Annotated in this window: 23 protein-coding genes; 7 read left to right on the plus strand and 16 right to left on the minus strand. The window is 70.8% G+C overall.

The features are described 5' to 3' along the window. Positions 1-6 precede the first annotated feature (6 nt). From OCQ_RS16110 to uvrC, 5 genes are read right to left on the minus strand one after another with little or no spacing between them, the layout of a single operon-like run. Positions 7-1,407: a WS/DGAT/MGAT family O-acyltransferase gene (locus OCQ_RS16110; protein ID WP_014385259.1), complete on the minus strand. Its 1,401-nt coding sequence runs from the start codon at positions 1,405-1,407 to the stop codon at positions 7-9. A 52-nt stretch (positions 1,408-1,459) separates the two neighbouring features. Continuing rightward, on the minus strand, positions 1,460-2,437 hold the full coding sequence (whiA, locus tag OCQ_RS16115) for a DNA-binding protein WhiA (protein ID WP_026071328.1): 978 nt from the start codon (positions 2,435-2,437) through the stop codon (positions 1,460-1,462). Then, positions 2,434-3,510: a YvcK family protein gene (locus OCQ_RS16120; RefSeq protein ID WP_009956168.1), complete on the minus strand. Its 1,077-nt coding sequence runs from the start codon at positions 3,508-3,510 to the stop codon at positions 2,434-2,436. Before OCQ_RS16120 ends, whiA begins: the two co-directional genes overlap by 4 nt. Then, entirely contained in the window at positions 3,507-4,418 is a 912-nt protein-coding gene (gene rapZ / locus OCQ_RS16125; protein WP_009956169.1) for an RNase adapter RapZ, read from the minus strand. The genes OCQ_RS16120 and rapZ overlap by 4 nt, the downstream gene beginning before the upstream one ends. Then, a complete protein-coding gene (gene uvrC, locus OCQ_RS16130; protein WP_014380471.1) occupies positions 4,415-6,370 on the minus strand; it encodes an excinuclease ABC subunit UvrC in 1,956 nt (651 codons plus the stop codon). The genes rapZ and uvrC overlap by 4 nt, the downstream gene beginning before the upstream one ends. A 104-nt stretch (positions 6,371-6,474) precedes the next feature. On the opposite strand from uvrC, the gene OCQ_RS16135 reads away from it, so the two are divergent. The 3 genes from OCQ_RS16135 to OCQ_RS16145 all read left to right on the plus strand — a co-directional run bounded on the left by OCQ_RS16135 (position 6,475) and on the right by OCQ_RS16145 (position 9,746). Then, complete coding sequence (locus OCQ_RS16135) at positions 6,475-7,647, plus strand: cupin domain-containing protein (protein WP_014385261.1); 1,173 nt, start codon at positions 6,475-6,477, stop codon at positions 7,645-7,647. 184 nt (positions 7,648-7,831) lie between these two features. Continuing rightward, on the plus strand, positions 7,832-9,304 hold the full coding sequence (locus OCQ_RS16140; protein ID WP_014385262.1) for a PPE family protein: 1,473 nt from the start codon (positions 7,832-7,834) through the stop codon (positions 9,302-9,304). A gap of 103 nt (positions 9,305-9,407) precedes the next feature. After that, positions 9,408-9,746, plus strand: a complete 339-nt coding sequence (locus OCQ_RS16145; protein ID WP_008258171.1) for a hemophore-related protein — start codon at positions 9,408-9,410, stop codon at positions 9,744-9,746. Positions 9,747-9,838: 92 nt separating this feature from the next. Here OCQ_RS16145 and OCQ_RS16150 read toward each other — a convergent pair whose 3' ends face one another. The 4 genes from OCQ_RS16150 to OCQ_RS16165 all read right to left on the minus strand — a co-directional run bounded on the left by OCQ_RS16150 (position 9,839) and on the right by OCQ_RS16165 (position 12,838). After that, positions 9,839-10,309 carry a PH domain-containing protein gene (locus OCQ_RS16150; RefSeq protein WP_014385263.1) on the minus strand — a complete coding sequence of 157 codons (471 nt, stop codon included), beginning with the start codon at positions 10,307-10,309 and terminating at the stop codon, positions 9,839-9,841. Then, positions 10,306-10,788 carry a 6,7-dimethyl-8-ribityllumazine synthase gene (ribH, locus tag OCQ_RS16155; protein WP_014385264.1) on the minus strand — a complete coding sequence of 161 codons (483 nt, stop codon included), beginning with the start codon at positions 10,786-10,788 and terminating at the stop codon, positions 10,306-10,308. Before ribH ends, OCQ_RS16150 begins: the two co-directional genes overlap by 4 nt. 49 nt (positions 10,789-10,837) lie before the next feature. After that, positions 10,838-12,115 (minus strand): bifunctional 3,4-dihydroxy-2-butanone-4-phosphate synthase/GTP cyclohydrolase II, encoded by a 1,278-nt coding sequence (locus OCQ_RS16160; protein ID WP_008258174.1) that lies wholly within the window; start codon positions 12,113-12,115, stop codon positions 10,838-10,840. A 123-nt stretch (positions 12,116-12,238) separates the two neighbouring features. Continuing rightward, positions 12,239-12,838 carry a riboflavin synthase gene (locus OCQ_RS16165; RefSeq protein WP_014385265.1) on the minus strand — a complete coding sequence of 200 codons (600 nt, stop codon included), beginning with the start codon at positions 12,836-12,838 and terminating at the stop codon, positions 12,239-12,241. A 118-nt stretch (positions 12,839-12,956) separates the two neighbouring features. Between OCQ_RS16165 and OCQ_RS16170 the strand changes: the two genes are divergently transcribed. Both OCQ_RS16170 and OCQ_RS16175 read left to right on the plus strand, forming a co-directional pair. Beyond that, on the plus strand, positions 12,957-13,664 hold the full coding sequence (locus tag OCQ_RS16170; RefSeq protein ID WP_008258177.1) for an LppX_LprAFG lipoprotein: 708 nt from the start codon (positions 12,957-12,959) through the stop codon (positions 13,662-13,664). Beyond that, entirely contained in the window at positions 13,661-15,217 is a 1,557-nt protein-coding gene (locus OCQ_RS16175; RefSeq protein ID WP_008258179.1) for an MFS transporter, read from the plus strand. The genes OCQ_RS16170 and OCQ_RS16175 overlap by 4 nt, the downstream gene beginning before the upstream one ends. Here OCQ_RS16175 and ribD read toward each other — a convergent pair. From ribD to fmt, 4 genes are all read right to left on the minus strand, one after another. Continuing rightward, positions 15,214-16,239: a bifunctional diaminohydroxyphosphoribosylaminopyrimidine deaminase/5-amino-6-(5-phosphoribosylamino)uracil reductase RibD gene (gene ribD, locus OCQ_RS16180; RefSeq protein ID WP_014385266.1), complete on the minus strand. Its 1,026-nt coding sequence runs from the start codon at positions 16,237-16,239 to the stop codon at positions 15,214-15,216. The two genes, OCQ_RS16175 and ribD, sit on opposite strands and share 4 nt — an antisense overlap. Then, complete coding sequence (rpe, locus tag OCQ_RS16185) at positions 16,236-16,943, minus strand: ribulose-phosphate 3-epimerase (RefSeq protein ID WP_085978381.1); 708 nt, start codon at positions 16,941-16,943, stop codon at positions 16,236-16,238. Before rpe ends, ribD begins: the two co-directional genes overlap by 4 nt. Positions 16,944-17,210: 267 nt before the next feature. Then, positions 17,211-18,653, minus strand: coding sequence for a 16S rRNA m5C967 methyltransferase (locus OCQ_RS16190; protein ID WP_008258183.1), 1,443 nt, complete (start codon positions 18,651-18,653; stop codon positions 17,211-17,213). Further along, the gene (gene fmt / locus OCQ_RS16195) at positions 18,650-19,588 is read right to left on the minus strand and encodes a methionyl-tRNA formyltransferase (protein ID WP_014385268.1); all 939 of its coding nucleotides are present in this window, start codon (positions 19,586-19,588) and stop codon (positions 18,650-18,652) included. The genes OCQ_RS16190 and fmt overlap by 4 nt, the downstream gene beginning before the upstream one ends. A 176-nt stretch (positions 19,589-19,764) precedes the next feature. On the opposite strand from fmt, the gene OCQ_RS16200 reads away from it, so the two are divergent. Then, a complete protein-coding gene (locus tag OCQ_RS16200; protein WP_041785090.1) occupies positions 19,765-20,592 on the plus strand; it encodes a class I SAM-dependent methyltransferase in 828 nt (275 codons plus the stop codon). Between the two features lie 18 nt (positions 20,593-20,610). Here OCQ_RS16200 and OCQ_RS16205 read toward each other — a convergent pair whose 3' ends face one another. The 3 genes from OCQ_RS16205 to OCQ_RS16215 form a co-directional block, all read right to left on the minus strand. Further along, entirely contained in the window at positions 20,611-21,096 is a 486-nt protein-coding gene (locus OCQ_RS16205; protein WP_008258186.1) for a MarR family winged helix-turn-helix transcriptional regulator, read from the minus strand. Positions 21,097-21,224: 128 nt separating this feature from the next. Then, a complete protein-coding gene (locus OCQ_RS16210) occupies positions 21,225-23,237 on the minus strand; it encodes a primosomal protein N' (protein WP_179960081.1) in 2,013 nt (670 codons plus the stop codon). Positions 23,238-23,316: 79 nt separating this feature from the next. Beyond that, entirely contained in the window at positions 23,317-24,087 is a 771-nt protein-coding gene (locus tag OCQ_RS16215; RefSeq protein ID WP_026071324.1) for a lysoplasmalogenase, read from the minus strand. Between OCQ_RS16215 and OCQ_RS16220 the strand changes: the two genes are divergently transcribed. Then, a complete protein-coding gene (locus OCQ_RS16220; RefSeq protein WP_008258189.1) occupies positions 24,086-25,051 on the plus strand; it encodes an alpha/beta hydrolase in 966 nt (321 codons plus the stop codon). The two genes, OCQ_RS16215 and OCQ_RS16220, sit on opposite strands and share 2 nt — an antisense overlap. Positions 25,052-25,083: the final 32 nt, after the last annotated feature.

The raw sequence follows: 25,083 nt of genomic DNA on the forward strand, positions 1-25,083 counted from the left end.
GCAGGCCTAGTTGGGGCTGTTCTCCCGCGCGGCGGCCTTTTCGAGGTCGGTGAGCGCCGGCTCGATGCGATCGGCCATGTCGTCGATGTCGTTGGCCACTTCGGGCGTCGTCACGAAGCCGAAGTCGAGGTAATCCGTGTAGGAGAAGCAGGTGATGTTCAGCGCGACGTCCATCACCGGCGGCCCCAGCGGCACCAGCGAATCGAGCTTGGCGCCGGCCATGTACAGCGGGAACGACGGGCCGGGCACATTCGAGACAACCAGGTTGATCGGGGCCAGGTTTCGCGACAGACCGCTGGCGGTATATGCCCGCGCGGCCAGCCCCAACAACCCCGGCGGCGTCGTCTCGGTCAGCCCCATGATCTGATGCGCAGACAACGCCTTGGCCATCAGCTTGGCGTTCTGGGTGCTTTCGTGGATGGACCGCAGCCGCTCCCCGGGGTCTTCGATGTGGGTGGCCAACGAGACGGTCATCGAGCTCACCTTGTTGCCGACGTCATCCTTGTTCTCGTCGGTGCGCGTCGACACGGGGATCTGCGCGATGAGCGGTTTGGCAGGCAGCTCACCGCGTTTGAGTAGGTAGTCGCGGGCGGCGCCGGCCACCAACGCCAGCACCACGTCGTTGAGCTTCACACCATAGGCGTCCTTGATGACCTTGGCGCGGGCTAGTTCGACGCGGCAGCCGGTGATGCGCCGGTGTGGCGAAACCGGCGCGTTGAAGCGGGTTTTCGGCGCTTCGAAGTAGCGCGGCGGCCTGCTGCGCACCCCCAGCGTGGCGATCTGCTGGCGCACCGTCTGCTCCACCAGCCGCGCGACGCGGAACGGCGTCTTGACGCCGACGTTGATGAGCGCGCCCACCGCCCGCCGCTCGATGCCCGGAATATTCAACCCCACCAGCGATCCGACCGTCTCCTGTTGCGGCGGTCGCGGTTCCGGCGTGACGTCCAGCAGGATCTCACCCAGGCCGGCGCCGGAGACGCCGTCGACGATGGCGTGGTGCATCTTGGTCAGCGACGCGATCCGGCCGCCCTCGACGCCCTCGATCACCCACATCTCCCACAGCGGCCGGGCGCGGTCCAGCTTGTAGGACATCAACCGCCCCACCAGTTCCTCGAGTTCGCGCCGACCGCCGGGCGCCGGAACCGCGATGCGCCGGATGTGGAAGTCGGGGTCCAGGTCCTCGTCCTCGACGAACCACGGCCGGTCCAGGCCGAATGGCGCCCCGGTGACCCGCCACCGCAACTGCGGCAATTCCGGCAGCCGCTCGATGATCAGCTCGCGCAGTCGCGCAAAGCTGTACTCGGAGCATTCCTTCGGGTCGCAGATCGCCAGCGCCCCCACGTGCATGTGCCAGCCCGCGGTTTCGGCCGACCAAAACGCCGCATCAACGCTCGAAAGCCGTTTCATTCCCCGACCGTAGCCCCCGCCACCCCTTGCGAACAGCGATTCGCGCGACCAGTTAGGCGTCTTCCAGCAAATCCGGCGTCACCGCCGACTCGGTGTCGGGAATGCCCTCGATCTTCGCCTTGCGGTCGGCCATCGACAGCAACCGCCGAATGCGGCCGGCCACAGCGTCTTTCGTCATCGGCGGGTCGGCGAGCCGGCCGAGCTCCTCCAGCGACGCCTGACGATGCTCGACGCGCAGCTTGCCGGCCGAGGCCAAATGGTCGGGGACGGTGTCGCCGAGGATCTCCAGCGCCCGCTCCACCCGGGCGGCCGCCGCGACCGCCGCGCGCGCCGAGCGGCGCAGGTTGGCGTCGTCGAAGTTGGCGAGCCGGTTGGCCGTGGCCCGAACCTCGCGGCGCATCCGGCGCTCCTCCCACACCAGCCGGGTGTCCTGGGCGCCCATCCGGGTCAGCAACGCGCCGATCGCCTCGCCGTCGCGCACCACCACCCGGTCGGCGCCACGCACCTCGCGGGCCTTCGCGCTGACCCCCAGTCGCCGCGCCGCGCCCACCAACGCCAGCGCCGCCTCCGGGCCGGGGCAGCTGACCTCCAGCGCCGAGGACCGTCCCGGCTCGGTCAGCGACCCGTGCGCCAGGAAGGCCCCCCGCCACGCGGCCTCGGCGTCGCCGACGCTGCCGCCCACCACCTGGGCCGGCAGCCCGCGGACCGGGCGGCCGCGGTTGTCGAGCAGCCCGGTCTGGCGGGCCAGCGCCTCACCGTCGTTGGCCACCCGCAACACGTACCGGGTGCTTTTGCGAATTCCGCTGGCGGACAACACATGCACGACGGCGGTGTAGCCGTAAAGTTCGAAAATGTCTTTGCGCAGCCGCCGGGCGACATTGCCGAGATCGACCTCGGCCTCGACCACGACGCGGCCGCCCACGATGTGCAGCCCCCCGGCGAACCGCAGCAGGGACGTGACCTCCGCCCGGCGCGCGCTGACCGATTTCACGACCAGGCGGCTCAGTTCGTCCTTGACTTCGGTCGTCATCGCCACGAGTCGTCACCCCTTGGTCCGCTGCCGGCGGGCCCATCCCCACCTGGTGGTGGTTTTGCACCGTCGACCCGAATATCCGCGGTGGCCGTGGCCGGAGCCGCTTCCGGACCCTTGCGGGCCGCCCGGACCCCGTCCAGGGCCGCCGCGAGCTTGCCTGGATCATGTAAAGGTGTACCAGGTCGGGACACGTCGGCGAAGTGGACCTCGGCATGCAGCAGGGTGGCGGTGCGGCGCAGTTGCTCGCGTTCCCGCTCACTCGGCACCCGGTCGGCGTCGATGATGATGTCGTGCACGGTGAATCCCGGAGCGTGCTGGGCCAGCACGTGCAGATGACGCTCGACGGAGAACCCGGCGGTCTCCCCCGGCTCGGCCACCAGGTTGAGCACCAGGGCGCGCCGCGCGGACGTCGCCCGCAGCGCCGCCGCCAGCTCGGGCACCAACACGTGCGGGATCACGCTGGTGAACCACGAGCCGGGGCCCAGCACCACCAGGTCGGCGGCCATGATGGCGTCGACGGCCTGCCGGGTGGCCGGGGGGTGGTCCGGCAGCAGCCGCACCCGGCGCACCTTGCCCGGGGTGGTCGCGATCGCCACCTGGCCGCGGATCACCCGGAACATCCGCGGGTCGCCTTCCAGGCCGGACACGTCGGCCTCGATCTGCAGGGCGATCGGGCACATCGGCAGCACCCTGCCCTTGACGCCCAGGATGCGCCCGAGCTCGTCGAGGGCGGCCACCGGATCGGCCAGCACCTCCGACAGGCCGGCCAGCATCAGATTGCCGATCGGATGCCCCGCCAGAGCGCCGCTGCCACCGAACCGGTGCTGCAGGATGGTCGCCCACAGACGCCCGTGCGGGCTGTCAGAAGCCAAGGCCGCCAACGCCATTCGCAGGTCGCCGGGCGGCACCACGCCGAGTTCGCCGCGCAGCCGGCCCGAGGATCCGCCGTCGTCAGCGACCGTCACCACGGCGGTGACGTAGGGGGTGAGACGCCGGGCCGCCGACAAGGTCGCGTACAAGCCGTGTCCGCCGCCCAGCGCGACGATGCCCCGGTTGAACGGCTCGCTCATTCGCGGCCCAGATCCCGGTGCAGCACGCGCACCGACAGCTGGTGATCGGCGTTCAGCAACTGCATCAATTGCTCGGCGATCGCGACACTGCGATGCTTCCCCCCCGTGCAGCCGATGGCGACCGTCATATAGCGCTTGCCCTCCCTGCGGTAGCCGTCCACGACCAGAGATAGCAGTCGATGGTAGGCGTCGAGAAACTCGGCCGCGCCCGGCTGGCTCAACACGTAATCCCGCACCGCGGGATCCTGCCCGGTGCGGGGGCGCAATTCGTCGACCCAGTGCGGGTTCGGCAGGAATCGCACGTCCATCACCATGTCGGCGTCCATCGGCAGGCCGTACTTGAAACCGAACGACTCGACCGTGACGCTGGTGGTCGCGCCGGCGTCATTGCCGAACGCCCGCTCGATGGTCTCGCGCAGGCCCCGCACCGACAGCGTCGACGTGTCGATGATCAGGTCGGCGGTGGCGCGCACCGATGCCAGCATCCGGCGCTCGGCCGCGATGCCCTCGGCCAGCGTCTGATCGCCCTGCAGCGGGTGGCTGCGCCGATTCTGCTCGTAGCGGCGCACCAACATGTCGTCGGATGCTTCCATGAACACCACCCGCGGGGCGATGTTTCGGGTCGCCAGCTCGGTGCGCACCGAATCCAGATCTCCGGTGAAGCCCCGCGACCGCACGTCCATCACCACCGCCAGCTGGGTGATCCGCGACCCCGCGTCCATGCCGAGGTCGACCATCCGGGTGATCAGCTGCGGTGGCAGGTTGTCGGCCACATACCAGCCGAGATCCTCGAGCACCTTGGCCGCCGTACCCCGCCCGGCCCCGGACAACCCCGTCACCAGAACGACGTCGATACCGGCCGGGGCGTCCACCGAGGGATTCCCCGCCAACTCGCCCGGACCCGTCATTGCGCGGCCCTGGACTCGTCGGGGGCCTGCTCGGGTCGCAGCGCCTCCAGGACGGCGGTGGCGGTGGCGACGCCGATGCCGGGAACGGCGGTGATCTGGTCGACGGTGGCCTCCTTGAGGCGGGCTATCGATCCGAAATGGCTTACCAGTGCCTTGCGGCGATGTTCTCCCAATCCTGGCACCGAATCCAGCACCGATGCCGTCATTCGCTTGGATCGCTTGCTGCGATGGTAGGCGATCGCGAACCGGTGCGCCTCGTCGCGGACCCGCTGCAGCAGATAAAGACCCTCGCTGTTGCGCGGCATGATGACGGGGTCGGGTTCCGAGGGCACCCACACCTCTTCGAGCCGCTTGGCCAGCCCGATCACCGCGACGTCGGTGATGCCCAGCCCTTCGAGCACCGCGCTGGCCGCGTTGACCTGCGGCGCGCCGCCGTCGACGACGTACAGGTTCGGCGGGTAGGCGAAGCGGCGGGACTTCCCTTCCGGCGAAAGCATATTCGGGTCGTTCTGCTCGCTGAGGTGGCGCGCGAAGCGGCGCCGGGTCACCTCGGCGATGGAGGCGACATCGTCGGAGCGCCCCTGTCCGGCGGCCTCCCGGATGCTGAAGTGCCGGTAGTCCGATTTGCGTGGCAGACCGTCCTCGAACACCACCAGCGAGCCCACCACGTCGGTGCCCTGCACGTGGCTGATGTCCACACATTCGATGCGCAGCGGCGCCTCGGACAGCCCGAGGGCTTCCTGAATATTCTGCAGCGCAGCGGATCTGGCGTTGAAGTCACCGGCCCGCTTCAGCTTGTGTTGCTGCAGGGCTTCTTTCGCGTTGCGCTGCACGGTTTCGGCCAGCGCGCGTTTGTCACCGCGCCGCGGCACCCGCAAGACGACCCGGGACCCGCGCAGGCCGGACAACCAGCTCGTCAGCTCGTCGGCGTTGGACGGCAGGCAGGGCACCAGCACCTCCCGAGGCACCGGGTTCACCGATTCGTCTGCGGCGCCGCCCAATTCGGCCTGCTCGCCGTAGAACTGCGTCAAAAACTGCTCGACCAACTGCTCCTCGCCGGAATCGCCCGGGTCGGCGGACTTTTCGACGATCCAGCCGCGCTGACCGCGGACCCGGCCGCCGCGCACGTGGAACACCTGCACCGCGGCCTCGAGGTCGTCGTCGGCGAAGGCCACCACGTCGGCGTCGGTCCCGTCACCGAGCACCACGGCCTGCTTTTCCATCGCCCGCTTCAGCGCGCCCAGGTCGTCACGCAGCCGCGCGGCCCGCTCGAAATCGAGACGCTCTGCCGCGGCGTTCATCTGTTGTTCGAGCTCGCGGGCGAACCGGTCGGTCTTGCCGGACAGGAAGTCGCAGAAATCGTCCACGATTTGACGATGCTGTTCGGCACTGACCCTGCCGATGCACGGCGCCGAGCATTTGTCGATGTAGCCCAGCAGGCACGGACGGTCGATCTGCCTGTGCCGCTTGAACACTCCCGCCGAACAGGTGCGCGCCGGGAACACCCGGGTGAGCAGGTCCAGCGTTTCCCGGATGGCCCAGGCGTGCGAGTAGGGGCCGAAGTACCGGACGCCTTTGCGGCGCGGGCCGCGATAGACCATCAACCGCGGGAATTCCTCGTTGAGGGTGACCGCCAGCACCGGATACGACTTGTCGTCGCGGTAGCGGACGTTGAACCGCGGGTCGAATTCCTTGATCCAGTTGTATTCGAGCTGCAGCGCCTCGACTTCGGTGTTGACCACCGTCCACTCGACCTTGGCCGCGGTGGTGACCATCTGCCGCGTTCGCGGGTGCAGGCCGGAGATGTCGGAGAAGTAGGACGTGAGCCGGCTGCGCAGGCTCTTGGCCTTGCCAACGTAGATGACCCGGCCGTGCGGATCCCGGAATCGGTAGACGCCCGGCTCCACCGGGATGGACCCGGGCGCCGGGCGGTACGTGGCGGGATCTGGCACAGATCCAGGCTAGTAGCCGGGAACGACGTGCCGAGAAAGGTGGGGCGCCGGTCTACTGTGGTGCCCACGAACGTTGGGGAGGCCGGGAAGGGTTGGGAGGAACAGTGGCCGCCGAGTCCTCGCTCGCCTGGTTGCTGCGGCCGGTTTCGGTCGAGGCGTTCCTCGACGAGATCTGGGCGATCAGGCACCACCACATCCAGCGTGGCGAGCCGGGCTACTTCGACGGCCTGTTGCCCGCGGCCGACGAACTCCTCGAGCAGATGCGAGCGGAGCCGTCGGCCGTGCGGCTGGTGAAGGGCGGCCAGGACAGGGATCCGGCGAGCTATCGCCGCGGCGACGGCAGCCTCGACCCGGACCGCGCCCGCGAGGGCCTCGCCGACGGGTACACCATCGTGCTGAACGGCCTCGAGCGGTACCTGCGCACGGTCGCGACGCTGTCGCATTCCCTCGAGGTCGAGCTGAACTTCCCGACGCGGGTCAACGCCTATGTCACGCCGCCCGACGCCACCGGCTTTTCCCCGCACTACGACCCGCACGACGTGCTGGTCCTGCAGATCCGGGGATCCAAGACGTGGCATGTGTCCACCGGCGCCCCCGTGCCGCCGCACGAGATCGAAAGCCGCAAAGGGGTCGGGACGGACGGGCCGGCGGCGGCGACCGACGTGTGCCTGCGCGCCGGCGACGTGCTGTATCTGCCACGCGGCCAAGTGCATTCGGCCGAAACGCGCTCGGAGCCATCCGTCCATCTGACGATCGGGCTGCACGCACCCACCGTGCTCACGCTCGTCACGCACGCGCTCTACGCGCTGAGCTTGCGCGACCCCCGGCTGCACACCCGCCTGTCGCCGCGCCACCTGGACGACGCGGGCGCCCGCGCCGGCCTGGAAGACCTGGTGCACGACACCCTGCGCACCGTCGAGGGCCCCGACATCGTCGCCGACGGCCTCGGCGCATTGGAGGACGTCCTGGTCCGGCGCGGCCGATGCCCACCGGTCGGGCGGGTGAGCGACACGGCCGGAATCGACGCCCGGACGCTGGTGCGCAAGCACCAGCCGCTCTACGCGCGGGTGACCCGCGCCGCCGATCGCGTTGTCCTGCACTTCGCTCAGCTGTCCGTGGCCGCCGCCCTCGACCACGAGGCCGCGATGCGGTTCCTCGCGTCGAGCACCGAGCCATTCCGGGTCGGCGAACTGCCCAGCCTGAGCGCCCCGCAGCAGACGGGGTTGGTTCAGACGCTCCTGTTGAACGGGTTCCTTGCCCGGCTGTCCACTGACTGAAAAATACCTTCGCATTTCCGGTGAAAGTCGGGAATCGTATCCGTATTTGCGGACACTCTGGCGATAAGCTTCATGACATGCGGACCGCTGTCCGCACCGCGGCCGCCCTCGTCACTGCCACGCGACATCGGCGACCGCAGCCTTCGAACGAATCGCAGTGTCGCAACGACGAGGGTGGCCAACGATGACGATGCCGATCTGGGCGGCCTTTCCACCGGAAGTGAATTCGGCGGCGCTCACCACCGGCCCGGGGCCCGCCTCGTTGTTGAACTCGGAGACGGCGTGGCTGAACTTGAGCGCCGAATACGACACGGCGGCTACCGAACTCAGCGAGTTGTTGGCCGAGGTGCAGGCCGGGACGTGGCAGGGTCCCACCGCGGAGAAGTTCGTGGCCGCGCACGTGCCGTACCTGGCCTGGCTTTTACAGAACAGCGCCAACGCCACGGCGGCGGCCCTCGAGCACGACACCGTGATCGCGGCGTACAACGCCGCGGTGGCGGCCATGCCGACACTGGCAGAGATAGCAGCCAACAAAGCCCTGAACGCCTCCCTGATAGCGACGAATTTCCTTGGTGTCAATACGATTCCGATCGCGCAAAACGAGTTCGAGTATTTGCAGATGTGGCTGCGGGCAGCCACCGCGATGGCGATGTATGAAGCGGTGTCCCAGACCGCGATGACGTGGGTCCCGCCCACCGCGCCACCCCCGCCGATCCAGCTGGCCAACCCCCCCAACCAAGATGCGGGCGGGGGGGCAAATCAGCTGAGCTGGTGGGTAGATCGCGTGCAGATGGTCGCCCAAGAACTCACCACGGACCTGAACCAGCCTGGGTCCAACCCGTCCACGGCCATCCACAGCCTGCTGACTGACCCGCTACTCCTCAAGGTTCCGCACTGGGCGGGCGAGTCGCTTTACACCTTCATTCCCCAAGTGCCGCAGTTGACTCAGCTCTCGGTCGGGCTGATCGTCCCCTTCCTCCCCGTCGCCGGGGCGGCCGGCCTGGCGGGGCTGGCCGGGCTGGCCGGCGTCGCGCCGCCCGCGCCCACCCTGCCCGGGGCGGCGGCCGCGCCGGCGCCGTCCCACACCGGAGCGCCCGTCGCGATGGCGCCCGGCCTGAGCGCCCCCGCCCCGGCCGCAACACCGGCCGCGGCGCCCGCGCCCGCACCGGCGGCGACCCCGGCATCCGCCGCGGCGCCCGCGGCGCCACCCGCGACCGCCGTCGCCGGCTTCGATTACCCCTACGTCGTCGGCCCGCCGGGTATCGGCGCCGGTGCGAACCTCCCGGCCGGCGCGCGGTCCCAGCAGAGATCGGCCGAACCCGGCACCGCGGCCGCGGCGATCGCCCCGGCCCGGCGGGAACAGGCCCGCCGCCGGCGCCGCCAGCGGCCCGGCCTGATCGACCCCGGCCGCCGCCACGAATACCTCGACGCCGACCCGGAGCCCGATGCCGCCGGCAAAACCACGGCGACGGCGTCGGACCGGGGGGCGGGGCCCCTGGGGTTCGCCGGCACCGCCCGCGGGCCCGATGCGGCCCCAGTGGGGTTGACCACAATCGGCGCCGATTCCTTGGACGACGGACCCCGGATGCCGCTGCTACCGAGCAGCTGGGGCCCCGAAAGCGAGGGGGCGGAACCGGGGCAGACGGACGCCCCCTGAGCGGCCCGTAAGCGTTGCCGGCGGTTTGGGCGGCGCCGGTTCTGGCTACCAAGCCTCTAACTCAACGTTAGAGTGGGGGCACAGCAATGGAGGGAGTCCGTAAATGATGAAGCGCTCGTGGGCCAAACTGGCCGTCACCGTCGGCGGCTTGGCTTTGGCGTCGACCGCTGGGGCCGGGGTCGCATCGGCCAGCCCCGATTACGGTCCGATGATCAACACGACCTGTAGCTACGACCAGGCGATGCGGGCCGTGCACGCGGAGAACCCGATGGCCGCCCAGTACCTCGACCAGTCGCCGCCGAACCAGCAGTTTTTGCAGCAGTACCTGGCGTCGTCGCCCGATCAGCGCGTGAACCTGCTGCACGCGATCGAGCACAACCAGGGGGCCCAGCAGGCCCTGCCGATTTTCCAGCAGATGATGACGGACTGCACCCGATACTGAGTGCCTCCGATACGGGTCTCCGACTCAAGCGTTAGGTAGTCAGGCGGCGGGCCGCTGCGGGTACGCAGCGAGCCCGCCGGCCTGTACGGCGCTCACGAGGCCGGCAGGTCCGGCCGATAGCGCGTCAGCAACGCGCGCACCGTGTCCATGGCCTCCACCGCGCGGCCCTTGTCGACGGCCTGGATGGCCATCACCGGGATGTACTCGTCGTCCGGCAAATCGATGCGCGCCCAGCGGTGGCCCACCGGAAACGAGACGTCGACAACATCGGGCCACTCGATCAGCTTGTCTCCCAAAAGGTTTCGCACCGATACGCCCGACGGCCCGACCCGCAGCCGGGGGCGGGCGAACAACAGCACGATGCCGGCGATGACCAGCCCCAGCACCGCGATCGCCACCTGGTCGGCAGTCTGAAAAACCACGCCGGTCGATCTCGCCTTGAGCAACAGCCCCACCACGATGTGCGCGCCGGCGATGAGCACCGCAGCCCCATAGGCGAACAGCGGCGTGCGGTGGGGACGCAACACCGCATCCCAGGTCTCGCGGTCGGGAGGCTCAGTCACGACCGAGCGCGCAACTCACGCAGGGTCAGCGCGGTGGTCAGGGCCGCCAACGTGGCTTGGGCCCCTTTGTCCTCGGCCGATTCCGGAAGGCCGGCGCGGTCCAGTGCCTGCTGCTCGGTGTCGGTGGTCAGCACCCCGTTGGCCACCGGTGTGGAAGTGTCCAGCGACACCCGGGTCAGGCCCTGGGTCACCGCATCGCAGACGTATTCGAAATGCGGTGTCTGCCCACGGATCACGACGCCCAGCGCGACGACGGCGTCGTGGTTGCGGGCAAGCTCCTGGGCCACCACCGGAATCTCGATCGCGCCGATCACCCGGACCACCGTCGGGGCGTCGACACCCGATTCCGAGGCCACCTTGCTGGCACCCGCCAGCAGTGCGTCGCAGATCTCGCTGTGCCAGGTACTCGCAACGAGGGCCAGTCGCAGGCCGGACGCATCGAGCGGGGGAACCTCCGGCACCCCCTCGGCGGGGCTCATGGGCGCCGCTCCTGCGCATCACTTCGTTCTGCATCGTCGGCGGCGCGACTCACAACGCACCACCGAATTCACCTGGCAGGTGGACGGATTCGTGAAAGTCGTCCAGCCCGGCCAGGTCGTGGCCCATCTTGTCCCGCTTGGTCATCAGGTAACGGATGTTCTCCGCGTTGGCGCGCACGGGAAGCGGCACCCGCTCGATGATGTGCAGACCGTACCCGTCCAGCCCGACGCGCTTGGCCGGGTTGTTGGTCAACAGCCGCATCGAGCGCACGCCGAGGTCTACCAGGATCTGCGCGCCGATCCCGTAATCCCTTGCGTCGGCGGGCAATCCGAGCTTGAGGTTGGCGTCGACGGTGTCCTCGCCGGCGTCCTGCAGCTGATAGGCCTGCAGTTTGTGCATCAGGCCGATGCCGCGGCCCTCGTGGCCGCGCATGTAGAGCACGATGCCGCGTCCCTCGCGGGCGACCATCGCCATGGCGGCGTCCAGCTGCGGCCCGCAGTCGCAGCGGCGGGAACCGAAGACGTCACCGGTCAGGCACTCGGAGTGCACGCGCACCAGCACGTCGTCGCCGTCGGAGTCCGGCCCGGCGATCTCGCCGCGCACCAGCGCGACGTGTTCGACTTCCTCGTAGATGCTGGCGTAGCCGATGGCACGAAACTCGCCGTGCCGAGTCGGGATCCGGGCCTCGGCGATGCGGGCGATGTGCTTCTCGTGCTTGCGCCGCCACTCGATCAGGTCGGCGATGGTGATCATGGCGAGGTCGTGTTCGTCGGCGAACACCCGCAGCTCGTCGGTCTGCGCCATCGAACCTTCGTCCTTCTGGCTGACGATCTCGCAGATGGCGCCCGCGGGCTGCAGGCCGGCCATCCGGGCCAGGTCGACCGCGGCCTCGGTGTGACCGGGCCGGCGCAGCACGCCACCGTCCTTGGCGCGCAACGGAACCACGTGACCGGGGCGGGTGAAATCGTCGGCGACGCTGATGGGATTGGCGAGCAGCCGCATCGTCGTGGCGCGGTCGGATGCCGAAATGCCGGTTCCCACACCATCTTTCGCGTCCACCGTGACGGTGTAGGCGGTGCCGTGCTTGTCCTGGTTCACGGCGTACATCGGCAGCAGCCCCAGGCGGTCGCAGATCGCCCCGTCCAGCGGCACACACAGATATCCCGAGGTATAGCGCACCATGAACGCCACCATCTCCGGCGTCGCCTTCTCGGCGGCGAAGATCAGATCGCCCTCGTTCTCGCGGTCCTCGTCGTCAATGACGATGACGGCCTTGCCGGCCGCAATGTCGGCAACCGCCCTCTCGACGGAGTCCAACCTCGTCATCCCTGCTACCTCGCCGTCCCCGCTTTTCCGAGGGGGAACACTGTCAAAACGGCCCACACGAGAAGCCCACGTGTTGCATTCAGTATGAACCACGCCGGCGGCGCCGTTATTGCGACGGCTTGATCAGCGGGACATCAACCGCTCGACGTATTTCGCGATCACGTCGACTTCGAGGTTCACCTGCGTCCCGATCGGAGCCTGGCCCAGGGTGGTCAGTTCGCGGGTGGTGGGAATCAACGAGACCTCGAACCAGTCGCGCGGGTCACTGCCGAGCCCGGACACCGTCAACGAGATCCCGTCGACGGTGATCGACCCCTTCTCCACGACGTAGCGGGCCACCTCCGCGGGGATCTCGATGCGCACGACCTCCCAGTGCTCGGACGGCGAGCGGGCCACGATCTGCCCCGTCCCGTCGACGTGGCCCTGCACGATGTGCCCGCCCAGCCGGCTGTTGACGGCCGCGGCGCGCTCCAGGTTCACCCGGCTGCCGACCTGCAATGCGCCGAGGTTCGACCGGTTCAGCGTTTCGCCCATCACGTCGGCGGTGAACAGCCCGCCGGGCAGCAGCTCGGCGACGGTCAGGCACACGCCGTTGACGGCGATCGAGTCGCCATGGCCCGCGTCGGCGGTCACGACGGCTCCGCGGATCGTCAGCCGCGCCGCGTCGGAAAGGACGTCGCGACCCGTCACCTCCCCGAGTTCCTCGACAATTCCGGTAAACATCCCCTAAGGCTAATTGGCCCGCCCGTACGCGGATGAGCAGGGCAAACACCACCGCACGGGCGACACCGGGGCCCCGCGTTCACCAGGGCAGTCACCGGCACCCTCTACGATGCGAAGTATGCAGACCCGCCGCCGTCTATCGGCCGTCCTCGCATCCCTGACCCTCGCCACCGCCTTGATCGCCGGCTGCTCGTCGGGCTCAAAGCAGAGCGGCGCACCACTGCCCGACGGCACGACCTTGGTCAAGCAGTCGGCCGACGCCACCAAGAAGGTGCAGAGCGCGCACATCGCGCTGAGCATCCAGGGCAAGATCCCCGGGCTCCCCATCAAGACGCTCAACGGTGACCTCACCACGGCACCGGCCACCGCCGCGTCGGGCAACGCCACCATCACCTTGGGCGGCTCCGACATCGACGCCAACTTCGTGGTCGTCGACGGGACCCTGTACGCCACGCTGACCCCCAACAAGTGGAGCGATTTCGGCAAGGCGTCCGACATCTACGACGTGTCGGTGCTGCTGAACCCGGACAGCGGGCTGGGCAACGCGCTGGCGAACTTCAGCGACGCCAAGGCCGAGGGCCGCGAGACCATCGACGGGCAGAGCACCATCAAGGTCAGCGGCAACGTCTCGGCCGACGCGGTGAACAAGATCGTGCCGCAGTTCAACGCGACCCAGCGGGTCCCGAGCACGGTGTGGATCCAGGAGTCCGGTGACCACCAGCTGGTGCGCGCCAACCTGGAGAAGAGTTCGGGCAATTCCGCCGAGGTCACCCTGTCGAAGTGGGGCGAGCAGGTTCAGGTCACCAAGCCCCCGGTGAGCTCGTGACCACACAAACCGGGCGCCGCGTCGCGATCAGCGCCGGCAGCCTGGCGGTTCTGCTGGGCGCCCTGGACGCCTATGTCGTCGTGACGATCATGCGCGACATCATGAGCGACGTTCACATCCCCATCAATCAGCTGCAGCGCATCACGTGGATCATCACGATGTACCTGCTGGGCTACATCGCCGCCATGCCGCTGCTGGGCCGGGCGTCCGACCGGTTCGGCCGCAAGCTGGTGCTGCAGGTCAGCCTGGCGCTGTTCATGGTCGGCTCGGTGGTCACCGCGCTGGCCGGTCATTGGGGCGATTTCCACCTGCTGGTCGGCGGCCGCACGATCCAGGGTGTGGCCAGCGGCGCGCTGCTGCCGGTCACCCTCGCCCTGGGCGCCGACCTGTGGGCCCAGCGCAACCGCGCCGGCGTGCTCGGCGGCATCGGCGCCGCCCAGGAACTCGGCAGCGTGCTGGGCCCGCTGTACGGGATCTTCATCGTCTTCCTGTTCCACGACTGGCGCTACGTGTTCTGGATCAACGTCCCGCTGACCCTCATCGCGATGGTGATGATCCAGTTCAGCCTGCCGTCGCACGAACGCACCGAAACGCCCGAGAAGGTCGACCTGGTCGGTGGCGTGCTGCTCGCGGTCGCGCTGGGGCTCGCCGTGATCGGCCTGTACAACCCACAGCCCGACGGCAAGCAGATCCTGCCCAGCTACGGGTTGCCGCTGGTGATCGGCGCGGCCGTGGTCGGGGTGCTGTTCCTGCTGTGGGAGCGGTTCTCCCGGACCCGGCTGATCGAACCGGCCGGCGTGCGCTTCCGGCCGTTCCTGGCCGCGCTGGGCGCCTCGTTGTTCGCGGGCGCGGCGCTGATGGTGACCCTGGTCGACGTCGAGCTGTTCGGCCAGGGAGTGCTGGGGCAGACCCAGACGCAGGCCGCCGGGCTGTTGCTGTGGTTTTTGATCGCGCTGCCGATCGGGGCGGTGCTGGGCGGGTGGATCGCCACCCGCGTCGGCGACCGGGCGGTGACCTTCGTCGGGCTGCTCATCGCGGCGTACGGGTACTGGCTGATCCATTACTGGCGCCAGGACGTGATGAGCCAGAAACACAACATCCTGGGGCTGCTCAACGTCCCGGTGCTGCACGCCGACCTGCTGGTGGCGGGCTTCGGCCTCGGACTGGTGATCGGGCCGCTGACGTCGGCCGCGCTGCGCGTCGTCCCGTCGGCCCAGCACGGCATCGCCTCGGCGGCCGTGGTGGTGGCCCGGATGACGGGCATGCTGATCGGGGTGGCCGCGCTCAGCGCGTGGGGCCTGTACCGGTTCAACCAGATCGTGGCGGGCCTGACGGCCGCGATCCCGCCCGACGCCACCCTGTTGGAGCGGATCGCCGCGCAGGGAACGATGTACCTCAAGGCGTTCGCCATGATGTACGGCGACATCTTCGCGGCCACCGTCGTGATCTGCATCGCGGGCGCGCTGCTGGGTCTACTGATCGGCGGCCGCAATGAACACGCCGAGGAACCGGAAATCCCTGAGCCGCAAGAGGTTTCGCTGAGCGAGCGCTAGGCGCTGCGCGGCACCAGGCTGAGTACCACGTCGTGTCCCACCCGATCGATTCCGTCGAACTGCCAGCGCAACGCCCGCGCGATCGTCGACACACCGACGTCGTCGACCGCGGTGACCGGTCCCCCCAACAGGGTCGGCGCGACGTAGGCGAGGATTCGGTCCACCGCCCCGGCCCGCAGGAAGGCGCCCGCCAGGGTCGGGCCGCCTTCCAACAGCACGTCGGTGCGGTCCGACACGGCCTTGAGCACCTCGGCGGGGTCGTGCGTCCGGATCAGCATGGTTCGCGAATCGTCGTTGAGAACCTTTGCCTCCGAAGGTATTTCGCGCATCCCTACGACGACCCGCAGCGGCTGACGCGCGGCCAGGGAGCCGTCGGGCAAGCGGGCCGTCAGCGCCGGGTCGTCGGCCAGCACGGTGCCCGTGCCCACCACGATCGCGTCGCATGCCCCGCGGCGGCGGTGCAGGTCCAGCCGTGAGGCCTCGCTGGAAATCCACTGGCTGGAGCCGTCGGCGGCCGCGCTGCGGCCATCGACGCTGCTGGCGTACTTCCACGTCAGATGCGGCAGCCCGGTCCGCTGCTTGTGCAGCCACTCGCGCAGCGGCCCGCGCGCGACCTCGTCGGCCAGCACTCCGGATCGCACCGCGACGCCCGCCTCCTCGAGCCGCCGCGCGCCCCCGGCGGCCTGCGGGTTGGGGTCGGCGACCGCGTAGACCACCGTGGCCACCTTCGCGTCCAGCAGCGCGTTCACGCACGGCGGCGTCTTGCCGTAGTGGTTGCACGGCTCGAGCGTGACCACGACGGTCCCACCCGCGGCCAGGTCGCCGGCGCGGCGCAGCGCCAGGATCTCGGCATGATCGCCGCCGGCCGGCTCCGTGCCGCCCACGCCGACCACCTCCCCGCCGGCGTCCAGGATGACCGCGCCCACCGGGGGATTCGGATACGTCGTTCCCTTGACGAGAGTGGACTGCTCGATCGCCAAGCGCATCGCGGCGTCAAGGCCGTCACCCGGGGAAACGGTCATCGACGCCAATGCGGGGACGCGGCGGCGGCCTGACGGCGCAACGCGTCGATCGCCGTCGCCGGGTCGGCGGCGCCGTAGACGGCCGACCCGGCGACGAAGCAGTCGACGCCCGCCTCGGCGGCCTGCTCGATGGTGTCCCCGTTGATCCCGCCGTCGATTTCGACAAGGATCGTCAACTCCCCCGCGTCGATCAGCTTGCGGGCCGTGCGCACCTTGCTCAGGACCTCGGGAATGAAGCTCTGGCCGCCGAAGCCGGGCTCCACCGACATGATGAGCAGGGTGTCGAACTGCGGCAGGATCTCCAGGTACGGCTCGAGCGGCGTGCCCGGCTTAACGCTGATCCCCGCTTTGGCGCCGGCGGCGCGGATGTCGCGCGCGACCGCGATCGGATTCTGGGTGGCCTCGGCGTGGAAGGTGACGTTGTAGGCCCCCGCCTCCGCGTAGGGCGGCGCCCAGCGGTCGGGGTCCTCGATCATCAGATGGCAGTCCATCGGGATGGTGGTGGCCGCCAGCAGGCTCTCCACCACCGGCAGCCCGAGGGTCAGGTTCGGCACGAAGTGGTTGTCCATCACGTCGACGTGCAGCCAGTCGGCGCCGGTCACGGCGGCGGCCTCGTCGGCGAGCCGGGAGAAGTCAGCGGAAAGGATCGACGGTGCGATCAGGGGCCCCTTCGATGATTCCGTGTTGCCAGCCATGAGCGCCAGACTACTGAGCCGGGCGGGCCGGTTCACATCTGGCGGCGCTACCCCGCTTCGCGGCGCAGCGCGGCCGCGGCGGGGTTCTTCGTGTCGCGCCCCCGCTACCCCGCTTCGCGGCGCAGCGCGGCCGCGGCGGGGTTCGTCGTGTCGCGCCCGGCGCTACCCCGCTTCGCGGCGCAGCGCGGCCGCGGCGGGGTTCTTCGTGTCGCGCCCCCGCTACCCCGCTTCGCGGCGCAGCGCGGCCGCGGCGGGGTTCTTCGTGTCGCGCCCCCGCTACCCCGCTTCGCGGCGCAGCGCGGCCGCGAACATCGCGTCGGTGCCGTGCCGGTGCGGCCACAGCTGAACGTAAGGCCCGTCGCCCAGGTGGTCGACGGGCTCGAACAACGGCCGGGTGTCCAGCGCGCTCACCGGATGGCGGCGCAGCGCGTCGGCGACCACCCCGACGGTTTCGGCCAGGTGCGGCGAACAGGTGGCGTAGAGCACCACACCCCCGGGACGGGTCAGCGCGATCGCGGCGCCCAGCAACTCGCGCTGCAGCTTGGCCAGTGCCGGCACGTCGGACGGTTGACGGCGCCACCGGGCCTCGGGCCGGCGGCGCAAGGCCCCCAGCCCGGTGCAGGGCACGTCGACGAGCACCCGGTCGAACGCCGGCTCGAGGTCGGTGTGCCGGCCGTCGACCCGCAGCACGTCGACCGGCAGGCCGCGGGTGTTCTCGGTCACTAGGTCGGCGCGGCGCGGGGCCGGCTCCACCGCGGTGACGTGGGCCCCGGATCCCGCGCCCAGCGACGCCAGCAGCGCCGTCTTGCCGCCCGGCCCGGCGCACAGGTCGAGCCAGCGGCCGCCGTCGCGCTCGACCGGCGCCAGGGTCAGCGCGCGCGCCACCAGCTGGCTGCCCTCGTCCTGGACCAGCGCCGCACCGTCGCGCACCGGCGCCAGCCGCCCGGGATCGCCGCCCGGCAGGTACACCGCGTACGGCGAATACCGCCCGACGGTGCCGCCCACCGCGTCCGCCAGCTCGACGGCGGTCAGCGTGCCAGCGCGAGCGGCCAGATGCACCTGGGGCCGTTCGTCGTCGCTGGCGAGCACCGCGTCGAGTTCGCCCGCGGCCGCGCCCAGCGCGTCGGCGAAGGCCTGGGCGATCCACCGGGGATGGGCGTGCACGAACGCGGCGTGCCCGATCGGGTCCCGCGCCGGGTCCGGCGCCAGCTCCGCGACCCAGGATTGTTCGTCGCGCCCGGAGATGGTGCGCAGCACCCCGTTGACGAAACCCGCTCGCGCCGAGTCGAATTCGATGCCTGCCTGTTCGACGGTGGTGGACACCGCGGCGTGCGCATCGACCCGGGTGCGCAGCAACTGATACGCGCCCAGGCGCAGCAGGTCGAGCAGGACGGGGTCGATGGCTTGCGGGGCGCGCCCGGCGGCCGCGCCGATGACCGCGTCGAGCAGGCCACGGCTGCGGCACGCGCCGTACGTCAGCTCGGTGGCGAATGCGGCGTCGCGGCCGGTGATTCCGCGCTCGCGCAGCAGCGCGGGCAGCGCCAGGTTCGCGTACGCATCGCGCTCGCTGACCGCCCGTAGCACCTCGAACGCCGCTGCCCGGGCCGGGTCCAGCGGCCGGCGGGCGGGCCGCCGATCCCGCTGCGCAGGCCGGCGCTGCGGCCGGGCCGGCTGGCGGTCCGGCCGGTTGCGCTGGCGCCCGTCACGGCCGGCGCTCATGTCGCCCGCACCGCGGGGTCGAGCCGGGCGCCGCGCGCCCAGTCGACCGCGTTCATGAATTTCTTTCCGGGCGGCTGGATTTGACCCAGGCGAACCGGATCCGAACCGGTGCCGACCCAGACGCCTTTGCGATCGACGTGAATCGCGCCGGGCGGCAACGGTTCTGGCGAACCGGGCGCGACGGCGGCGTCGACCGGCCCGAGTTTGACGCGCAGGTCGCCGATCACGGTCCACGCGCCGGGGTTGGGCGTGACGGCGCGAATGCGGCGTTCCACCACGAGCGCCGGCAGATCCCAGCGCACCCGGGCCTGCTCCACGGTGATCTTGGGGGCGACGCTGACCCCCTCGGCCGGCTGCGGCCGCGGCGTCAACGTCGAGTCGGCGATGCCGTCCAACGTGGTCGACAACAGCGCCGCGCCCGAAATGGCCAGTCGCTCAAGCAATTCCCCGGCGGTATCGGTCGGGCGGATCGTCTCGGTCACCACCCCGTAGATCGGGCCCGAGTCCAGGGTCGGCTCGATCTGGAACGTCGAGGCCCCCGTGATGGTGTCCCCCGCCGCGATGGCCGCCTGGACCGGCGCGGCGCCGCGCCAGGCGGGCAGCAGCGAGAAGTGCAGGTTGATCCAGCCCCGCGGGGGCACCGCCAGCAGGTCGTCGCGCAGCAGCGCGCCGTAGGCCACGACCGCGCAGCAGTCCGGCGCCAGCCGCGACAGCTCCGCGACGAATTCCGCCGAGTTGGGCCGCGACGGCCGCAGCACCGGAATGCCCCGGTCGAGCGCCTCACGGGCCACCGGCGACGGCTCCGGCTTGCCGCGTCGCCCGGCGGCGGCGTCGGGCCGGGTCAGCACCGCGATCACGTCGTGGCGTGGCGAGTCGATGAGGCGGCGCAGTGCGGGCAGCGCGGGCTCGGGAGTACCGGCGAAGACAAGGCGCACCGGCCCAGTCTAGAAAGCGCCGGAGGCCGGCCGGACCCACCCGAGGAGACCGGAATTGCGCGCGTATACTATTGCTTATGACTACTATTTCTAGTAGTCATGATCTGAGCGGCGTGAAACCGCGCGTGTCGACATCGACGTCGAAGACAACCTTTCCGTTCCCCCAAGGAGGTCTGATGACCGTCGACTCCACCATCAGCGACGCCCGAGTCGCCGCCACACACCGCACGGTTTGGGCGCTGGGCGACTACGCCCTGATGGCCGAGGAAGTGATGGCCCCGCTGGGCCCCGCCCTCGTCGAGGCCACCGGCATCGGGCCCGGCGTCCGAGTCCTCGACGTCGCCGCCGGCTCGGGCAACATCTCGCTGCCGGCCGCCGCCGCCGGCGCGGCCGTCGTCTCCACCGACCTCACCCCCGAGCTGCTCCTGCGCTCGCGGGACCGGGCCGCGGCGCAGGGCCTGACGATCGACTACCGGGAGGCCAACGCGCACGCGCTACCGTTCGGCGACGGCGAATTCGACGTCGTCATGTCGGCGATCGGCGTGCAGTTCGCGCCCGACCAGCAACGCGCCGCCGGCGAGCTCGTCCGGGTCTGCCGGCCCGGCGGCACGATCGGCGTGATCAGCTGGACCCCGGAGGGCTTCTTCGGGCGGATGCTGGCCACCATCCGGCCCTATCGCCCGAGCCTGTCGCACCCCGTGCCGCCGGCGGCGCTGTGGGGACGGCCCGGCTACGTCACCGCGCTGCTGGGCGACCGCGTCGGCGAAATCACCACGGCGCGTGGGATGTTGGCGGTGGACCGGTTCGCCAGCGCGGAAGACGTCCACGCCTACTTCAAGCGGCACTACGGCCCGACGATCGAGGCCTACGCGAACATCGGCCACAACCGGGTGCTGGCCGCCGAGCTCGACGCCCAACTCGTCGAGCTCGCGCAGCAATACCTCGTCGACGGCACCATGGGGTGGGAGTACCTGCTGCTCACCGCCACCAAGTGGACCGACTAGGCGGGGTAGACCCGGCGGCTACAGGCCGATATCGGCGTCCAGGTGCACGTCGGGCTCGCCACCGGCCGCGGTGAACGCGGTCAGCGCCCGCACCAGCCCGTGGCGCTCGGGCGGCGGCATCTTCGCGACGATGGCCGCGATCTCGGTGCGCCGGTGCGCGGTGACCTGGTGGACGACGTCGCGTCCGCGCGTGGTCAGCGCGGCGAGCAGCTCACGGCGCGAGGTCGGGTGCGGCAGGCGGTCGATCAGTCCGGCGGCGACCAGCCGGTCCACCATCCGGCCGGTGGCCGACGGCTGCACGCCCAACAGACCCGCCAGGGTGGCCAGATTGACCGGGCCGCGGTTGGACAGGATCACCAGCGTCCGGAACTGCGCGATGGTGATGGTCTCGTCGACCTGCCCGACCGAACGGGCCGAGATCGCCATCAGCAAACGGGAGGCCGTCAGCAAAGCGTCGGTGATGACATCCAACGACTCGTCAACGGTCGCGTTGTCCGCTGTCATATCGCCCCTCCCCGGATTGTTTCCGGCCTCTCGGCGGCTAAGGAATAGAAAGTGTAGCAACCTTCGAATGTCGTAAACAGGAAATATTGCATGCACATACTGTCGCCCAGGGTAACGGTTTGTGACCGCTAGCCGATGTGCAGCGGATCGATCTGGACCCGGGCGGGCTCATGGGTTTGCCGGGCGCTGAGCACACCGACGCCGCGGCGCAGCGCGGCCGCCAGCGCCAGGCCCTGCCGGCGGGGCACGCGCACCAGCATTCTCGTCACCGCCACGCCCGCCGGGGTTCCGGCCGGGCGGCGCACGCCGGTCGGCAGGTGCACCGGCCCGAGCAGGTCGGCTTCCAGTTCGGCGAGCCGGACCTCGCCGAGCAGCGCGGTCACCGCGTCGGGCGTTCCGTCGATGGCCGCCATGTGCACGCTCGGCGGCAGGCCCACCTCGGCGCGGGCGGTCAGTTCCGCTTCCGCGTGCCCCACCGGATCCCAGCGGATCAGCGATTGCACTGTGGGAAGCGATGATTCGGCGATCACCAGCACCACGCCGCCGTCGCCGCGAGCACGCACCAGCGCGGCGGCGCTCATCCAGCGCCACAACGCGTCCTCGGCGGCGCGCAGATCCTGCCGGCCCAGCAGCGCCCACGGGTCCAACAGCAGCGCCGCCCCGTAACCACCGGACGCGCGCGGTTCGGCCCCCGGGGTGGCGACCACCAGGGCCGGTCCGGGCGCGACCTCGGGCACGACGCCGTCGCCCGACGAGGTGATCACCGCCGTGCCCGGAAACGCGCGGCCGAGCTCTTCGGCGGTGCGGCGGGCCCCGACGACCACGGCGCGCACCGCGTCCGAACCGCAGCGCGCGCACCGGCGCGTCGGGTCGATCCGCCCGCACCAGCGGCAGAGCAGCGCGGCGCCCCCCTCCTGCAGCGACAGCGGCCCGGTGCAGTGCCGGCACCGGGCGATGGTGCGGCAGCGCGCACACGCCAGCGACGGGACGTATCCGCGCCGCGGCACCTGCACCAGTACCGGAGTCCCGGCCTGCAACGCCGAGCGGGCCGCGCGCAGCGCGATCGAGGGAATGCGCGCCGTGCGGGCCGCCGGGTCGCGCTCGTCGGCGTAGCCGGTGTCGTCGAGCGCGCTCACCCGCGGGGTGCGGGCGCGCACCACGGGCCGCGCCGCGACGATGTCGTGCGCCCATCCGCTGCGCACCAGCGCGTGGGCCTCCGCGGTGCGCGCGTAGCCGCCGATCAGGGCCGCGCACCGGGCCTGGTGCGCGCGCAGCATCGCCACCTCGCGGGCGTGCGGATACGGGGCCCGCGGCTCGGCCAGGCTGTCGTCGGCGTCGGCCCACACCATGACGAGGCCCAGGTCGCTCAGCGGCGCGAACACCGCGCTGCGGGTTCCGATCACCAGCCGCGCGGTGCCCCGCAGCGCCGCCAGCCAGCGGCGATACCGGGCCGCGGGGCCCAGGCCCGCCGACAGGGCGACCACGCTGCCCTCGTCGATCCGTGTCGTCGCCGCCCGCCACAGGGCGTCCAGGTCGCGCTGGTCGGGAACGATCGCCAGCGCGGACCGGCCGGCCCGCACCGTTTGGGCGGCGGCCTCGGCGAATCGGTCGGTCCACGGCTCGCCCGGCAGCGCCTGCCAGACGGCCCGCGCGGCCCGCGACTCGGCCAGGGCGGCAAGGAATTGAGCGCCCCGCCCGTAGCCGTCCCAGCCCGCGGGGTCGACGGGGTCCGGGATCGCCGGGCCCGGCGGGTCCCGGCTCACGGCGGGCTCCCGCTCCACCCTGGCGTGGCGGGCCGGCACGGCCAGCCGCAAGACGTCGGGACGGGTGCCCGCGTAGCGCGCGGCCACGGCGTCGACCAGCCGGCGGATCTCGGGGGTGAGCACCGGTTCGGCCGACACGACGCGGTCCAGCCAGCCCAGCTTGCCCGGGTGGTCGGTGTCGGCGCGGCGCTCCAGCACGAACCCGTCGACCAGCCGGCCATGGAAACGCACCCGGACCCGCACCCCGGGCTGGGCATCGTCGGACTGCTCGGCCGACACCAGATAGTCGAACTCGCGGTCCAGGTGCGGCACGGACAGCATCGGCAGCACGCGGGCGATGGGTTCCACTTCGACCGGCGTGCGCGCGCTGGGGCTCACGGCGCCCTCGGGCCGCGAATCATGGTGCTATCCAATGCCTTACCGTCCGGCCCGCAGCGTACCGGCGACCACCGACAGATCAGCCTTCGGCGGGCGGCGCGGCGTCCCCGCCGTCCTGGCCGGGAAGCTCGCGGCCGAAGAAGAATCCCGCCGTGATCAGGATCTGGGCCGCCGCGTACGACCACCAGATCGGCACGGCGAGCGCCTCGTTGCCCAGGATGAAGCGGCTGATCGCGATCATCGAATCCGAGGCCGCGAAACACACCGCCCCCACCGCCGTCCAGATCGTCGGCATTTTCGCCAGCAGCGCCGTGCACACCATCGCGGTCAGCACCACGATGTAGACCGTCACCGGCAACGTCAGCTTGTCCGGGCCCAGGTGCGGCCAAAACCACACCAGCAGCGCGATCGACACCAGGCACATCAGGACCACCGCGGCGATCCGGAGCGCCGCGGGCCGCTCGGCTTGCGACGACCACGACAGCGGGGGAACCAGCGGCAGCAGGGCACCGATGAAACACATGTGCGCCAACAGGAATGCCGCCAGGCCGATCTCGAAGGACAGCGTCCACCACGGGATCGCGAGCACCCAGTCGCCCAGGGCCGACAACAGCAGGGCCGGCATCAGCCACCGCCGCTCCCGTACGCATCCGTGCCCGGCGGCGGCGAGCATCAGCAGGATCGCCATCGAGGCCTTGAACGCCGGCTGCAGCACCCAGTGCCCGGTCAGCTCCATTCCGGGCGGCGAGCGCAGCGCCAGCACGGTCAGGTAGATGCCGTAGCCGAGGGCCACCCAGCCGGCCACCACCCAGGCGCCGGCCACCAGACGAGGTGCGTACGGTACGTCCATGCCCAGCTTGGATAACACAGCCGACGAGAAACCCGCGATCGACCCCATCCTGCAGAAGGTACTGGACGCGGTTCCCTTCCGGCTATCCACCGAGGACGGCATCGCCGCGGCGCGCCAGCGGTTCCGCGACCTGCCGCGCAGGCCGCTGCATCCCGAGCTGCGGGTCGAGGACCGCACGATTGCCGGCCCCGCCGGGCCGGTCGCGATCCGGATCTATTGGCCGCCAAGCCATTCCGACGGTCAAACCGGGGCGCCCGTCGTGTTGTTCTTCCATGGCGGCGGCTTCGTGATCGGCGACCTCGACACCCACGACGGCACGGCGCGCCAGCATGCCGTCGGCGCCGACGCGATCGTGGTGTCGGTCGACTACCGGCTCGCGCCCGAGCACCCCTACCCCGGCGCGGTCGAAGACGCGTGGGCGGCAACGCTTTGGGTCGCCGGGCACGCCGCCGACCTGCACGGCGACCCGGGCCGGATGGCCGTCGCCGGGGATTCGGCCGGCGGCACGATCGCCGCCGCGGTCGCGCAGCGGGCACGCGATCACGGCGGACCGGCCCTGAAATTCCAGTTGTTGTGGTACCCGTCGACCATGTGGGACGCCACGCTGCCGTCCTTCGCCGAGAACGCCACCGCGCCGATCCTCGACGTCAGGGCCGTCGCCGAGTTCTCCCGTTGGTACGCGGGCGAAGTCGACCTGTCCGACCCGCCGTCGGACATGGCGCCGGGGCGCGCGAAGGACCTGAGCAACCTGGCGCCGGCCTACATCGGCGTCGCCGGCTATGACCCGCTGCGCGACGACGGCATCCGGTACGGCGAACTGCTGGCGGCTGCCGGGGTCGCCGCCGAGGTGCACAACGCCGAGACGCTGGTGCACGGCTACCTGGGCTACGCCGGTGTGGTGCCCGCGGCCACCGCGGCGCTCGAGCGCGGCCTGGCGGCGCTGCGAACCGCCCTGCGGGGCTGAGCCCGGGGCGTACGGTGAGTTCATGACGGAGC

The sequence above is a fragment of the Mycobacterium paraintracellulare genome, from assembly GCF_000276825.1.
Lineage (GTDB): Bacteria > Actinomycetota > Actinomycetes > Mycobacteriales > Mycobacteriaceae > Mycobacterium > Mycobacterium intracellulare.